The organism is Mesobacillus sp. ABV4_180, assembly GCF_056158485.1.
On record NZ_JBSWTJ010000001.1, the window covers coordinates 813,097 to 826,821 of the forward strand.

Here is a 13,725-nt window from a genome sequence, read left to right on the forward strand (position 1 = left end):
CACACCTTCCGATAAAAGATTTCCTCACAAAGTATATATATGAGCAAAGACGGAAAAAGGACATAGTGCCCATCCCAAAAAGTCACCTTCTGCACTATTTATTCAGTTCAAATATATCCTCAAGCTTCTGTGTCATAAAATCATGTGCTTCCTGGACACCTGCATTGTAAAAATGAGGTGCGAGCTTGTCTGCGAAAAATTCAAGCATGAGCAAAGCTGCCAGATCCCCTAGCTCCTCTCCGCGTTCATCAAGAAAATAACGTTTGATTTCATCTGTCATTAACTGCTTTGCATGGTCATCCACCGGAAAATTTTTTAGCATTGGATTTACTCCTTCTTTTGATCTTTTACCCCATTTTATCCTAAGAAGACACGATAATGCCCTGTTAAGATGAAGTTCGACATACGACTTCGATTATTTCCGTGGAAATAAGCTAATATATTTCACTTTCGACATGGCGGTTAAATTAATGCCGCTGCTTCTTTATCAGCGAAAATCGTTACGTTCGGATGGTTTTTCAGGATGGATGCGGGGAATTGCTCACTCACTCCGCCAGTCATCAACCGCCCAAGTGCTTCTGCCTTGGAACGGCCAGAAACAAGTAAAAAGATTTCCCTGCTTTCGATGATGGAGGCGATTCCCATCGTGATGGCCTGAGTGGGAACGTCCTCAGGCGACTCGAAAAATCTGGAGTTCGCCCTTCGCGTGCTTGCGGCAAGATTGATGATATGGGTTCTGCTTCCGAAAGGGGTTCCCGGTTCATTAAATCCAATATGGCCATTCTGCCCGATTCCGAGAATTTGCAGGTCGATTCCGCCGTGCTCGCTGAGAAAATTTTCATAGCGCCTGCATTCCTCCTCAAGATTTTTTGCTGTGCCATCCGGGATATGAGTCTGGTCTAGAGGTATGTCAATATGGCTGAACAATTTTTCACACATGAACTGGTGATAGCTGTTTGGATCTTTCTTGGAGATCCCGATATATTCGTCAAGATTGAAAGTGTTTACTTTTTTGTAGGATGTCAAATGATCTTTATGGTTTTCGATGAGCTTTTTATAGACACCAATCGGAGTGCTGCCAGTAGCCAGGCCAAGGTTCAGCTTTGGATTATTTTTTACACGGGAGATGATTTCCGCTGCAGTTCGCTGACTTAGCTCTTCATAGTCATTTGTCGTGATCATCTTCAATGTTATCACCTCTCTAGAATCTGTTACATTCGCTTGAAGCTGGCAACTCCCCGGCAAAATGCCATCGTAACCTCAATATTGCTGTCGAGCACGACGAGGTCGGCATCCTTTCCTGGTGTGATGCTGCCTTTCCGATCAAAAACCTTCAGCTGCTTGGCGGGATTTTCGCTTGCAAGCTTCACTGCTTCTGACAGGCTGATACCTGTGTATTGCATCAAATTCTTCAAGGAATCTTTCATTCTTAAAATACTGCCGGCAAGGGTTCCGTCGGATAACAGCGCCTTTCCGTCAGCGACACTCACTTTCTGCCCGCCAAGATCATAGTTACCGTTCTTAAGGCATTTCGCCCTCATTGAATCGGTAACCAATATGACGCCGTCTGTTCCTTTTGCCCGGAGCGAAAGGTCGACCATCTCAGGGACGACGTGGATTCCGTCGGCAATGATCTCAGCCTTTAATTCTTCAAATAGTAAAGCGGCACCAGCAACCCCTGGATCGCGATGATGAATCCCGCGCATGCCATTGAATAAGTGGGTGACATGGGTGGCTCCAGTTTTTACTGCTTCAGCCATCTGTCCAAAAGTGGCGTCAGAATGACCAACTGATGCAATGACCCCATGTTCCGCTAAATAAGTAATGAGCTCATAGCCGTTTTCTTTTTCAGGGGCAAGTGTCACCAGGCGTATATTGTTTCCTGAGGCTTCCTGCATCCTGGCGAAAAGCTGGATATCCGGAGCGATGATGTGCTCTGCAGGCTGGGCCCCTTTACGGACTTCATTGATGAAAGGTCCTTCCAGATGGATCCCCAGCACTTCCGCTTTCCCTGGCTGATTATGGTTGCAGATAAAATCCGAAGCATTCTCCAAAGCTTTCATTATCGCTTTCTGACCTTGGGTGATTGTTGTTGCAAGAAAGCTGGTGGTCCCTTCTTCAGGGAGGACAGATGCCATTGTCTTCAGTGCCTCTGTTGTAGCGTCCATCGTGTCGGCGCCGCCTGCACCATGGATGTGCACATCGATGAAGCCGGGAACAATCGTGCTGTCATCCGCAAGTTGTATGGTCTCTGCTTCGTGATTTGGAGTAGAAGAGGCAGGTCCTATTCCAGCGATTTTGCCGTCCTTGATATATACGAATCCGTGCTCAAGCAGTCCATCTTCCGTTAAAACATTGCCGCCGATGAGAAGTAAATTTTTCATACTATCACTTGTCCTTTTCGTTATACCCTCTGTGCCATAAATTATACAGATGTGAAATGATTGTCGTCCATAAATGGCAGCCTTAGACCGGTTGTTTAATGTCGTCAATAAAAGTTTATGAGAAATGGAAGAGCTGTTTGCCTGTTTTTTAGCGAGTTATATTTGGTTCTTGCTTAAAAAATGCTAAAATAAATAATATTGTTATCATGTGGAAATTAAACGTTCTAATAAAGGAGGAACTTCTTTGCCAAAAGTCCGTACAAAAGATATCATCAAGAAATTTGACATGGAATTGGTAAGTGGAGAAGAAGGCATCAACCGTCCGATTACGACGACTGACATTTCAAGGCCAGGACTCGAAATCGCCGGTTACTTTGAATATTACCCTGCAGAACGTTTGCAGCTGCTCGGAAAAACAGAGCTTACCTTTTTTGAAAAATTGGACCCCCGCGACCGGGCAGAGCGGATGCAAAAGCTCTGTACAGATATTACTCCAGGCATCATTGTCACGAGAGACAGGGAGGTTCCTGCCGAACTGATTGAGGCAGCAGAAAGAGAATCAGTTCCAGTGATGCGCTCAGCGTTAAAAACAACACGGCTTTCCAGCCATTTGACAAACTATCTAGAAAGCAAGCTGGCACCAACCACTGCGGTTCACGGTGTATTAGTCGATCTCTATGGAATCGGCGTCCTGATTACTGGAAAAAGCGGTGTCGGTAAAAGTGAAACCGCGCTTGAACTGGTAAAAAGGGGACACCGTCTTGTTGCGGATGATTGCGTGGAAATACGCCAGGAAGATATCGGGACCCTGGTTGGGAACTCACCTGACTTGATAGAGCATCTCCTCGAAATTCGCGGTGTTGGCATTATCAATGTCATGACGCTGTTTGGTGCAGGTGCTGTACGTTCCCACAAGCGGATTTCACTGATTATCGACCTCGAGATTTGGGATCAGAAAAAGGCATATGATCGACTTGGATTAGATGAAGAGAAAATGAAAATTCTCGACACGGATATCACCAGACTGACGATTCCAGTCCGTCCAGGCCGAAACCTCGCAGTCATTATCGAGGTAGCAGCGATGAACTTCAGGCTGAAACGCATGGGCGTGAACGCAGCTGAACAATTCACCAACAGGCTGTCCGACGTCATCGAAGACGGCGACCATGATGAACATTAAGCTGTTGCCTTAAAAAATTCTTAATCAAACGTTTGATTAAGAATGGCCAAAGTGTTGATACGAATGACTTTTTTAAAAGTATATATAAAATTCACCGAGAAGTGTCCAGCTCCAGCGCCTAGCCCCTCGAGTCGCTTGTCTAGTGTAGCCTCCTAGAAACTCCGAAACTTCAACTCCGCCCGCAGAAGCAAAAAGCGCTTCTTTGTCGGAGTCTCCAGTTTCTGCGTTTCTGGACAGTCGGCCATACTTTTCAATTTCGGTCCGCTCAGGTGAAGTCAAAGAACGACTTCACCGGTCGGCCCTCCAGCGCTTGTCGGGGCTGGACAAGGCGCTTGCGCTTTTCTTGTAGAAAAAGGGGAAATGACATGGAAAACAATATTCAGCCAATCGACCCGATTGCCTTTTCGCTTGGGCCGATCCAGGTCCACTGGTATGGGGTCATAATCGGCGCCGGAATAGCACTTGCGCTTTGGCTCGCCATGCGTGAAGGAGAACGCCGGGGTTTGCCGAAAGATATTTTTGCGGATTTGATGCTATGGGCCATTCCGATTGCAATTATCTCAGCGCGTCTATATTATGTAATTTTTCAATGGGATTACTACAGCCAGTATCCATCAGAAATCATTAAGATCTGGAATGGCGGGATTGCGATCCACGGCGCCTTGATTGGGTCAGTGGCAACCGCATATTTCTTTACGAAGTCCAGGAATGTTTCCTTTTGGCAGCTTGCGGATATTGCAGCACCAAGCCTGATCATCGGCCAGGCAATCGGACGCTGGGGAAACTTCATGAACCAGGAAGCACATGGCGGGGAAGTGAGCAGGGCATTCTTGGAGAACCTGCACCTTCCTGAATTCATCATCAACCAGATGTATATCAATGGAACGTATTATCATCCAACATTTTTATATGAATCAATCTGGAACTTGCTTGGTTTCATCCTGCTGATGTCCTTGCGCAGGGTTAATCTCGGCCGAGGGGAGATTTTCCTCAGCTATGTGATCTGGTATTCAATAGGGCGTTTCTTTGTTGAAGGAATGCGCACAGACAGCCTGATGCTGACGGAAACATTGCGTATCGCTCAGACAATCTCAATTGCGCTGATCGTTGTTGCAATTGCGCTATGGATTTACCGAAGAGTGAAGGGATACTCAAAAGTACGTTATCTTGAAAACTAAATTTTACGGTCTTAAATAGAGAGAGCTATTAAATCAGAATTTTTATGGCGAAAAAATGGGAGAGATGCTTCGATGGGTTCTTCATTGAAAAGAGGATTAATGGTAGGCTTGAAGACGACTTGGAACCTTGGAAAAGTCATTTTTCCCGTTACGTTGATCGTTTCAATCCTTCAGTACACTCCTGTCCTGCCGTGGGTGATTGAGTTGATCACCCCGCTGATGTCGTTGATTGGATTGTCAGGAGATGCAGCAATACCGCTTGTCATCGGGAATTTCCTTAATTTGTATGCCGCCATCGGAGCCATTCTGACGCTGGATTTGACAGTAAAAGAAGTATTCATCATCGCGGTGATGCTGAGTTTTTCACACAATATGCTTGTTGAATCAAGTGTTGCCGTCAAGGTTGGCGTCAAACTGTGGATTATTGTCCTTGTCAGGATCGGCTTAGCCTTATTATCTGCTGTTGTGATTAACCTCGTTTGGCATGGTGGTTCGGAAATCGCTAAATACGGTATGGTTCCTGCCAAGGGTGAAAGTGTCAGCGGCTGGGGTCCAATTCTGCTTGAAAGCATCACGAAAGCAGGAATCGGCATTTTCCAGCTGGCAATTATCGTCATTCCGCTGATGGTAATTGTACAAATCATGAAGGATAAGCAGTGGCTTGCTGTTTTTTCAAGGTGGATGGCACCAGCTACAAGGGCGCTTGGCATGAAAGAGAACACCTCAACGACGATGGCAGCAGGCCTGCTGATCGGCCTTGCGTACGGAGCAGGTGTGATGATTCAGGCGGTCCAGGAGGATGGAGTCAGCAAAAAGGACGTCACACTTGCGTTCATTTTCCTCGTAGCCTGCCACGCAGTCGTTGAAGATACATTGATTTTTGTTCCGCTTGGGATTCCGGTGCTGCCATTGTTATTAATCCGCCTTGGAGTGGCCATATTATTGACAATCACGGTCGCGTTCATCTGGAACCGCGCGGACCTCGCAAAAAGAAAGGAAGCAGTATATGAGCAATAAGATAGACACAGTCCTGTTCGATCTGGACGGGACTCTGATTGATACAAATGAATTAATTATTTCATCCTTCCTTCATACGATGGAATCTTATTATCCCGGACAATACAAGCGGGAGGATGTCCTTCCGTTTTTAGGGCCGACGCTAAAAGAAACATTCGAAACAGTGAATCCTGAAGGCTATGAGGAAATGATCAAAACATACCGTACTTACAATCTGGCAAACCATGATCTTTTGGTAAAAAGCTTTGATGGTGTGTACGAGACAGTCAGGACATTGAAAGAAAATGGTTTCCACTTGGGAATCGTCACAACGAAGCTTTCCGACGTCGTTCAAATGGGCTTGAAGCTGACAGGATTGGACGAGTTTTTCGAAGTTATCGTCGCGCTTGACCATGTCGAAAAAGCGAAGCCGGATCCAGAGCCGCTTTTGAAAGCATTGGACTTGCTAGGTTCCTCGCCTGACCGTGCCATCATGGTCGGCGATAACCATCACGATATCCTCGGCGGAAAGAACGCCGGCACAAAAACAGCAGGTGTTTCCTGGTCTGTAAAAGGAAGAGAGCATCTTGAAGAATACAAGCCAGACTATATATTAGAAAAAATGGCTGACATTCTGCCAATTCTCGGGGTGTAAGATGAGAAGGACGACGCGCTATCGTGTTGAAGGCGGAAACTCTCTCTGGCATGTTTATAAAACAGTACCGTTCTGGAAGGTAGTAAAAAACTTTGTCGTCATCCAGATAGCGCGGTACACCCCATTTCTTGGGTTGAAAAACTGGCTGTACCGGACGTTTTTGCGGATGGATGTCGGGGACCAGACCTCGTTTGCGCTCATGGTCATGCTTGACGTCATGTTCCCTGAAAAAATTTCCGTAGGCCGCAATACAGTGATTGGCTACAACACCACGATTCTAGCGCACGAATATTTGATCAAAGAATACCGCCTAGGCGACGTCGAGATCGGCAGCGAAGTCATGATCGGCGCAAACTCCACGATCATGCCCGGCATCAAGATCGGCGACGGAGCAATTGTTTCCGCCGGAACCCTCGTCCATAAAGACGTACCAGCAGGAGCCTTCGTCGGGGGCAACCCAATGCAAGTCATTTACACAAAAGAAGAACTTGCTGAACGATGGGCCGACGATGAAATTTATGGACAGCCCACAACTAAACAATAATTGTAAAAAGCGAAACGGATTATTTTGATCCGCTTCGCTTTTTTATTTTATTAAAAGCAAACATGAAGAGGTTTTGGTTGACGGATACTACAATGAAAGGTACACTACATATAACTTCATCTTGTTACCATATTAGCGAACTAAAGGATTTTGATAATTTAAATAGAAAACACCAGCAACGAAGAGGGTGGAAGATATGAGCAGATTATTCATGTTTGAAAAACCGCTTGGCATGAGGGATACCCTTCCTGAATTGCACGAAGCGAAGGATAAAGTTCGAAGTGCTATTGAAAAAGAAATGAAGCGTTGGGGCTTCCAATTCATTGAGACTCCAACGCTGGAATATTACGAAACGGTGGGTACTGCTTCAGCAATCCTTGACCAGCAGCTATTCAAGCTGTTGGACCAGCAGGGCCACACACTGGTTCTCAGGCCGGATATGACCGCACCGATTGCCCGGGTTGCCGCTTCAAAACTTTTCAAGGGCCAGGTGCCATTGAGGCTTGCTTATTCGGCAAATGTATACCGCGCCCAGCAGCGGGAAGGCGGCAGGCCGGCAGAATTCGAACAGATCGGTGTCGAGTGCATAGGAGACGACTCTGTCAGTGCTGATGGAGAAATGATTGCGCTGGCGATTTCTTCATTAAAAAAAGCAGGTCTTGTACAATTCCAGCTGTCTGTCGGAAATGTTCGCTTCGTCAATGAGTTGTTCGTCCAGATTCTAGGCACAGAAGAACGTGCCAGAGAATTGACGAAATTTTTATATGAAAAGAATTACGTAGGCTACCGGGAGCACGTAAAATCATTGCCACTGTCATCAATCGATTCACAAAGATTGCTAGCATTCCTCGAACTCAGGGGAGGTCCGGAGGTGATCGACAAGGCATCAGAGCTTGTCGAGAACGGGAAAGGAAAGGCGGCACTGGATGAGCTGAAGCTGCTTTGGGATGTACTCGAAGATTTCGGGGATAGCGACAGGATAAAATTTGATTTAACAATCGTCAGCCATATGAGCTATTACACAGGAATCCTCTTTGAAGTCTATGCAGGGATGGTCGGCTTTCCAATCGGGAATGGCGGACGCTATGACAAATTGCTTGAGAAGTTTGGCAAATCGACGGGAGCGACAGGGTTCGCAATCAGGCTCGATCGCCTGCTCGAAAGCCTGGGAGACTTGGGCAAGCCTGAGCCGGTCACATGCATTCTTTTCAGTGCAGAGCGAAGAAAGGAAGCATTCCAGTTAGCGGCGCAGCGCAGAGAAGACGGTCAGAGGGTTGTATTGCAAGACATCAGCGCCGTGCGAAATCTCGATGCATGTTCCGATGTATTTTCAGATGTTGTGTTTCTAGTCGGGAAGGAGGGAGTGCAATGAATGATCAGCTAACCATTGCCATGCCTAAGGGCAGGATTTTTAATGAAGCAGCAGACTTGCTCCGGCGCGCTGGATTTGATTTGCCTCCCGAATTTGATGATTCACGCAAATTGATCATCGATGTCGATGAAGAGAAATTCCGCTTCATTTTAGCGAAACCGATGGATGTGGCTACATATGTGGAACATGGTGTCGCCGACCTGGGCATTGCCGGGAAAGATGTCCTGCTTGAAGAAGAGCGTGATGTATATGAGCTGCTTGATTTAAAAATCAGTGGCTGCTATCTGGCAGTTGCCGGTCTACCTGATACGAAAATGAATGATGTGGCCCCGAAAATCGCGACGAAATATCCAAATATCGCAGCAGCTTATTTCCGGGAACAAGGCGAGCAGGTTGAAATCATCAAGCTGAACGGCTCTATTGAGCTCGCGCCATTGATTGGCCTTGCAGACAGAATCGTCGATATTGTATCGACGGGAAGAACTTTGAAGGAAAACGGACTGGTCGAATATGAGACGATTACAAATGTGACTTCACGATTGATTGTCAATCCAGTCAGCTATCGGATCAAGGACGTCCGTATCAGTGAACTGATTAAGCGATTGACCGAAGTGATTTAACAAAGTTTTAACGAGAGAAATGATTGTGAATCTGAAAGGATTTGAGTCTCGATGGAAATCGTACTAATAGATGGCAGTGTATCACTGAAACGGACGGTTGATGGCGGAACAGAGGAGCAGCGCAAAGCTATCCAGGCAATTATCGCGGAGGTCAGGGAATCTGGTGATCAGGCTGTCAGGTCTTTTACGGAAAAATTTGATTCAGTGATGCTAACCGATCTTAGGGTAACTCCGAAAGAAATTTCGGAAGCATATCAATCAGTAAGCGATACGCTTGTAAAAATCATTGCTGAAGCCGCCGACAATATCCGTAAATACCATGAAAAACAACTGCGTCCATCCTGGATGACAACGGAGGAAAATGGCACGATGCTTGGCCAGAAGGTGACACCGCTCGATTCAGTCGGTGTATATGTACCTGGAGGGACAGCTGCCTATCCTTCATCTGTTCTGATGAATGTCATCCCTGCCAAAACAGCTGGGGTTGAGCGCATCGTGATGGTGTCTCCTCCTGACCGTGAAGGCAGGCTGCCGGCAGGTGTGCTGGTTGCGGCCGACATTGCCGGGGTAAAAGAAATCTATAAAGTTGGCGGAGCGCAGGCGATTGCAGCCCTTGCTTACGGAACGGAAACGATCAAGCCGGTTGATAAAATTACCGGGCCGGGGAATATCTATGTCGCCCTTGCCAAGCGTGAAGTTTTTGGTGATGTCGCGATTGATATGATTGCCGGGCCAAGTGAAATTGGCATTTTAGCGGATGATACTGCACATGCCAATGAAGTTGCGGCTGATCTGCTTTCTCAGGCAGAGCATGACCCGCGGGCATGTGCGATCTTGGTGACGACCTCAAAAGAGCTTGCTGAAGACGTACAAAATGAAGTATATAAACAGCTGTCTCATTTGCCCAGGAAAGAAATCGCCACTCAAGCGATAGAAAATTTTGGTGCAATTTACGTTGCGGCTGACATGGATGAAGCAATTGCGGCAATCAATCAGCTGGCACCTGAGCATCTGGAAATCGTAACAGAGAATCCGATGGAATTGCTCGGTAAAATAAAGCATGCTGGTGCGATTTTTCTGGGACGGTACAGTTCGGAGCCTGTCGGCGATTATTTTGCCGGACCGAATCATGTCCTGCCAACGAATGGTACAGCCCGATTCTCAAGTCCGCTGAGCGTCGAGGATTTCCAAAAGAAATCAAGCATCATCCTTTACAGCGAAAAAGCGATGAATGATAACGGAGCGAAAATAGCCGAGTTCGCACGGCTTGAAGGATTGGAAGCACATGCACGGGCAGTAGAGACGAGACTTAAATAAAGGCTGATTTTAGATTTGGACCCATAGAAAACCACTCGGTTGGACCAAAAAATGGAGGTAAATATTATGGAACGCACCTCAACGGTGAATCGATATACGAATGAAACGAAAATCGACCTGACTTTTGGCATCGATGGCGAAGGAAAAACTCACCTTGAAACAGGAGTGCCTTTCCTTTCACATATGCTCGATTTGTTTGCAAAGCATGGCCAGTTTGACCTGACAGTGGATGCAAAGGGAGACGTAGAAGTGGATGGGCACCATACGACAGAAGACATTGGGATCTGCATCGGACAGGCACTTCGTGAAGCACTTGGCGATAAAAAGGGAATCAAGCGTTACGGCAACGCCTTTGTGCCAATGGATGAAGCTCTGGCGCAAGTGGTAATTGATTTAAGCAACCGCCCTCACCTTGAAATGCGAGCGGAATTCCCATCCCAGCAGGTGGGGACATTTGATGTTGAACTCGTTCATGAGTTCCTCTGGAAGCTCGCGCTTGAAGCGAGAATGAATCTGCACGTCATCGTCCACTACGGCAAAAACACACACCATATGATCGAAGCCGTATTCAAAGCATTGGGCCGGGCGCTTGATGAAGCAAGCACCATCGACCCGCGGGTAAAAGGTGTTCCTTCAACGAAGGGGATGCTGTAATAAGACATTTCATGAAACTTGCACATTGCAAATAGGAAGGAAGTTTAAACCATGATTGGCATCGTCGACTACGGCATGGGCAATCTGTTCAGCGTCAGCAAAGCGTTGGAACGGCTGGATGCGCCCTATTTTATCTCACAATATAAGGACGGATTGATGGAGGCGGATGCCTTGCTCGTCCCGGGCGTCGGCTCATTCCGTGACGCGATGGATGTGCTGGATCGCACCGGTCTGACGGAAATGATCCGTGAATTTGCAGCGACCGGCAAGCCGGTTCTCGGAATCTGCCTCGGCATGCAGCTGTTGTTTGAAGAGAGCACTGAGAATGGCCTGACAAAGGGCTTGAGCCTTCTTCCTGGCAAAGTCGGGAAATTCAGCGGGGAGACTGCTGATGGCGAAGCCTATAAAGTGCCGCACATGGGCTGGAACAAGCTTCGTTTTACTGGTGAATCTCCCTTATTGGAATCTCTTGAAGAAGATTACGTCTATTTCGTTCACTCTTATTATGTAAAAACAAGTGACCCGGATGTCCTGGTTGCAGTCGGTGACTATTATGACGTCGAAGTACCTGCGATTGTCGGCAGGGGAAATATATTCGGAATGCAATTCCATCCGGAAAAAAGCAGTGATATGGGGATGGGCTTGCTCCGCAATTTTGCGGAACTTGCAGCAGAAAGGAAGTCAGACTTATGAAATTCACAATCTACCCAGCGATCGACATGCGCGGCGGAAAATGCGTCCGGCTCTTACAAGGCGATTATGACAAGGAAACAGTATATGGCGATTCTCCGTTCGAAATGGCGAAAAAGTTTGCGGCTGAAGGTGCGGAATGGATTCATATGGTCGACCTCGATGGCGCAAGAGACGGGAAACGGGTAAACGATCAATTTGTCATCCAGTCGGCGCAACAGCTTGGCGTGAACGTCCAGATTGGCGGCGGCATCCGCAGCGAAGCGGATATCAACCACTATCTTGAAAATGGCGTCACTCGCGTCATCATCGGCAGCATTGCTGTTTCTAACCCTGACTTCGCAGAAGAAATGGTCAGGAAATACGGAACGAGAATTGCGATTGGCCTTGATGCGAAAAATGGCCTTGTCGCGACCCATGGCTGGCTGAATACCTCTGAAGTGACGGCAATTGAGCTCGGAAAAAGGTTCGCAGATGCTGGAGCGGAAACATTTATTTTTACCGATATCGCAACAGATGGCACGCTAGCTGGCCCGAATGTGGAGGCTACACGCCAGCTAGCAATCGAAACGGGGAAAAGCGTGATCGCATCGGGCGGAGTCAGCTCGCTTGAAGATTTAACCGCCCTCCGCCAGTTAAGTGGAGATGGAGTCAGCGGGGCGATCGTCGGGAAAGCAATTTACGAAGGGCGTTTTTCGGTAAAGTCTGCGCTGGAAACGGGGAATGCCTGATGCTTAGCAAACGAATCATCCCCTGCCTTGACGTAAAGGATGGCCGAGTTGTTAAAGGAGTTCAGTTTGTCCAGCTCCGCGATGCCGGCGACCCGGTCGAGCTTGCCCACTTTTACGATGAGCAGGGCGCCGACGAGCTTGTGTTCCTCGATATCTCTGCTTCCGTTGAAGGGCGGAAGACGATGGTCGAGGTAGTCAGGGAAGTTGCGTCAGAGCTGGCGATTCCTTTCACGGTCGGAGGCGGGATCAACACCCTGGATGATATGAAAAAATTGCTCCGCTCTGGTGCAGACAAGGTGTCATTGAATACTGCCGCAGTCAACAATCCGCTATTAATTGCGGAAGGTTCCGCATTCTTCGGTGCCCAGTGCATCGTCGTAGCGATTGATGCAAAATACGACTCTGATCTAGGCTCATGGAGGGTTTTCACCCATGGCGGCCGCACGCCAACCGACTGGGAAGTCATCGCATGGGCAAAAGAAGCCGTCCGACTTGGAGCAGGGGAAATCCTGCTGACGAGCATGGACAGCGACGGCGAGAAAAAAGGCTTCGATCTTTCCCTGACACGTGCTGTGAGTGAGGCGGTAACAGTACCGGTCATTGCATCAGGCGGTGCCGGAAACTCTGATCATTTCGTCGATGCTTTTATTGAAGGAAAAGCAGATGCCGCACTGGCAGCTTCCATTTTCCATTACCGCGAAACTTCGGTAAAAGAGGTAAAATCCTATCTCCGCGAAAAAGGAGTGACTGTACGATGAATATAGATAAATTAAAATTTGATGCAAATGGGTTGATTCCTGTTGTCGTCCAGGATTCTGCGACGAGGGAAGTTTTGACTGTAGCATATATGAACAAAGAATCTCTGGAAAAGTCGCTTGAAACCCGCGAAACCTGGTTCTACAGCCGTTCCCGCCAGGAGCTGTGGCATAAAGGAGCGACGAGCGGCAATACCCAGAAAATCGTCGAGATTAAATATGATTGCGACGGTGACGCTTTAGTCGTGCTCGTCGAACCTGCTGGTCCGGCGTGCCACACGGGTTCTGTCAGCTGCTTCTCTGAAAACCTGCTGGATGCGTCCGCAGCTGAGGGTACATCATTAGCTGATTTTGCCGTCATGCTCGAGTTGGAAAAAACAATCCGAGTGCGAGAGCAGGAAATGCCAGAAGGCGCCTACACAACGTACCTTTTTGAAAAAGGCGTCGACAAGATCTTGAAAAAAGTAGGCGAAGAAGCCGCCGAAGTCATCATCGCAGCCAAGAATCGCGACCAGGAAGAACTCAAGTGGGAAGCAGCCGACCTGCTTTATCATCTTATGGTTCTCCTGCAGGAACAAAAACTGCCGCTTAAAGAAGTACTAGTTGTATTAAATAAAAGGAAGAAACCCGGCGCAGAAGAATGAATCGC

The 13,725-nt window shown here is 47.6% G+C and carries 16 protein-coding genes; 13 read left to right on the top strand and 3 right to left on the bottom strand.

Annotated features, from left to right (window positions below):
• Nucleotides 1-94: 94 nt before the first annotated feature.
• The 3 genes from ACXAEA_RS03970 to nagA all read right to left on the bottom strand — a co-directional run bounded on the left by ACXAEA_RS03970 (nt 95) and on the right by nagA (nt 2,384).
• Nucleotides 95-322, bottom strand: coding sequence for a DUF2164 domain-containing protein (locus tag ACXAEA_RS03970; RefSeq protein ID WP_475094642.1), 228 nt, complete (start codon nt 320-322; stop codon nt 95-97).
• A gap of 140 nt (nt 323-462) precedes the next feature.
• A complete protein-coding gene (nagB, locus tag ACXAEA_RS03975; protein WP_475094643.1) occupies nt 463-1,188 on the bottom strand; it encodes a glucosamine-6-phosphate deaminase in 726 nt (241 codons plus the stop codon).
• Nucleotides 1,189-1,211: 23 nt separating this feature from the next.
• Nucleotides 1,212-2,384, bottom strand: coding sequence for an N-acetylglucosamine-6-phosphate deacetylase (gene nagA, locus ACXAEA_RS03980; protein WP_475094644.1), 1,173 nt, complete (start codon nt 2,382-2,384; stop codon nt 1,212-1,214).
• 244 nt (nt 2,385-2,628) lie between these two features.
• Here nagA and hprK point away from each other — a divergent pair, with 244 nt between their 5' ends.
• The 13 genes from hprK (at nt 2,629) to hisIE (ending at nt 13,720) form a co-directional block, all read left to right on the top strand.
• On the top strand, nt 2,629-3,564 hold the full coding sequence (gene hprK / locus ACXAEA_RS03985) for an HPr(Ser) kinase/phosphatase (protein ID WP_475094645.1): 936 nt from the start codon (nt 2,629-2,631) through the stop codon (nt 3,562-3,564).
• Nucleotides 3,565-3,929: 365 nt separating this feature from the next.
• Entirely contained in the window at nt 3,930-4,742 is an 813-nt protein-coding gene (gene lgt, locus ACXAEA_RS03990) for a prolipoprotein diacylglyceryl transferase (RefSeq protein WP_475094646.1), read from the top strand.
• 72 nt (nt 4,743-4,814) lie between these two features.
• Entirely contained in the window at nt 4,815-5,759 is a 945-nt protein-coding gene (locus tag ACXAEA_RS03995) for a nucleoside recognition domain-containing protein (RefSeq protein ID WP_475094647.1), read from the top strand.
• Nucleotides 5,749-6,393 (top strand): pyrophosphatase PpaX, encoded by a 645-nt coding sequence (gene ppaX, locus ACXAEA_RS04000; protein ID WP_475094648.1) that lies wholly within the window; start codon nt 5,749-5,751, stop codon nt 6,391-6,393. Before ACXAEA_RS03995 ends, ppaX begins: the two co-directional genes overlap by 11 nt.
• A gap of 1 nt (nt 6,394) precedes the next feature.
• On the top strand, nt 6,395-6,937 hold the full coding sequence (locus ACXAEA_RS04005) for an acyltransferase (protein WP_475094649.1): 543 nt from the start codon (nt 6,395-6,397) through the stop codon (nt 6,935-6,937).
• Between the two features lie 196 nt (nt 6,938-7,133).
• Entirely contained in the window at nt 7,134-8,309 is a 1,176-nt protein-coding gene (locus ACXAEA_RS04010) for an ATP phosphoribosyltransferase regulatory subunit (protein WP_475094650.1), read from the top strand.
• A complete protein-coding gene (gene hisG / locus ACXAEA_RS04015; RefSeq protein ID WP_475094651.1) occupies nt 8,306-8,929 on the top strand; it encodes an ATP phosphoribosyltransferase in 624 nt (207 codons plus the stop codon). Before ACXAEA_RS04010 ends, hisG begins: the two co-directional genes overlap by 4 nt.
• A gap of 51 nt (nt 8,930-8,980) precedes the next feature.
• On the top strand, nt 8,981-10,246 hold the full coding sequence (hisD, locus tag ACXAEA_RS04020; RefSeq protein ID WP_475094652.1) for a histidinol dehydrogenase: 1,266 nt from the start codon (nt 8,981-8,983) through the stop codon (nt 10,244-10,246).
• 66 nt (nt 10,247-10,312) lie between these two features.
• The gene (gene hisB, locus ACXAEA_RS04025) at nt 10,313-10,900 is read left to right on the top strand and encodes an imidazoleglycerol-phosphate dehydratase HisB (RefSeq protein ID WP_475094653.1); all 588 of its coding nucleotides are present in this window, start codon (nt 10,313-10,315) and stop codon (nt 10,898-10,900) included.
• 51 nt (nt 10,901-10,951) lie between these two features.
• Entirely contained in the window at nt 10,952-11,593 is a 642-nt protein-coding gene (gene hisH, locus ACXAEA_RS04030; RefSeq protein ID WP_475094654.1) for an imidazole glycerol phosphate synthase subunit HisH, read from the top strand.
• Nucleotides 11,590-12,321 (top strand): 1-(5-phosphoribosyl)-5-[(5-phosphoribosylamino)methylideneamino]imidazole-4-carboxamide isomerase, encoded by a 732-nt coding sequence (hisA, locus tag ACXAEA_RS04035; RefSeq protein WP_475094655.1) that lies wholly within the window; start codon nt 11,590-11,592, stop codon nt 12,319-12,321. The genes hisH and hisA overlap by 4 nt, the downstream gene beginning before the upstream one ends.
• Entirely contained in the window at nt 12,321-13,079 is a 759-nt protein-coding gene (gene hisF, locus ACXAEA_RS04040; protein ID WP_475094656.1) for an imidazole glycerol phosphate synthase subunit HisF, read from the top strand. The genes hisA and hisF overlap by 1 nt, the downstream gene beginning before the upstream one ends.
• The gene (gene hisIE, locus ACXAEA_RS04045; protein WP_475094657.1) at nt 13,076-13,720 is read left to right on the top strand and encodes a bifunctional phosphoribosyl-AMP cyclohydrolase/phosphoribosyl-ATP diphosphatase HisIE; all 645 of its coding nucleotides are present in this window, start codon (nt 13,076-13,078) and stop codon (nt 13,718-13,720) included. Before hisF ends, hisIE begins: the two co-directional genes overlap by 4 nt.
• Nucleotides 13,721-13,725 lie beyond the last annotated feature (5 nt).

Coding starts and splice junctions, on each gene's coding strand:
- ACXAEA_RS04010 (WP_475094650.1), top strand. CDS start 7,134: ATGAGCAGATTATTCATGTTTGAAAAACCGCTTGGCATGAGGGATACC.
- ACXAEA_RS03995 (WP_475094647.1), top strand. CDS start 4,815: ATGGGTTCTTCATTGAAAAGAGGATTAATGGTAGGCTTGAAGACGACT.
- hisG (WP_475094651.1), top strand. CDS start 8,306: ATGAATGATCAGCTAACCATTGCCATGCCTAAGGGCAGGATTTTTAAT.
- lgt (WP_475094646.1), top strand. CDS start 3,930: ATGGAAAACAATATTCAGCCAATCGACCCGATTGCCTTTTCGCTTGGG.
- hisB (WP_475094653.1), top strand. CDS start 10,313: ATGGAACGCACCTCAACGGTGAATCGATATACGAATGAAACGAAAATC.
- hisH (WP_475094654.1), top strand. CDS start 10,952: ATGATTGGCATCGTCGACTACGGCATGGGCAATCTGTTCAGCGTCAGC.
- hisF (WP_475094656.1), top strand. CDS start 12,321: ATGCTTAGCAAACGAATCATCCCCTGCCTTGACGTAAAGGATGGCCGA.
- hisIE (WP_475094657.1), top strand. CDS start 13,076: ATGAATATAGATAAATTAAAATTTGATGCAAATGGGTTGATTCCTGTT.
- hisA (WP_475094655.1), top strand. CDS start 11,590: ATGAAATTCACAATCTACCCAGCGATCGACATGCGCGGCGGAAAATGC.
- ACXAEA_RS03970 (WP_475094642.1), bottom strand. CDS start 322: ATGCTAAAAAATTTTCCGGTGGATGACCATGCAAAGCAGTTAATGACA.
- ppaX (WP_475094648.1), top strand. CDS start 5,749: ATGAGCAATAAGATAGACACAGTCCTGTTCGATCTGGACGGGACTCTG.
- ACXAEA_RS04005 (WP_475094649.1), top strand. CDS start 6,395: ATGAGAAGGACGACGCGCTATCGTGTTGAAGGCGGAAACTCTCTCTGG.
- nagA (WP_475094644.1), bottom strand. CDS start 2,384: ATGAAAAATTTACTTCTCATCGGCGGCAATGTTTTAACGGAAGATGGA.
- hisD (WP_475094652.1), top strand. CDS start 8,981: ATGGAAATCGTACTAATAGATGGCAGTGTATCACTGAAACGGACGGTT.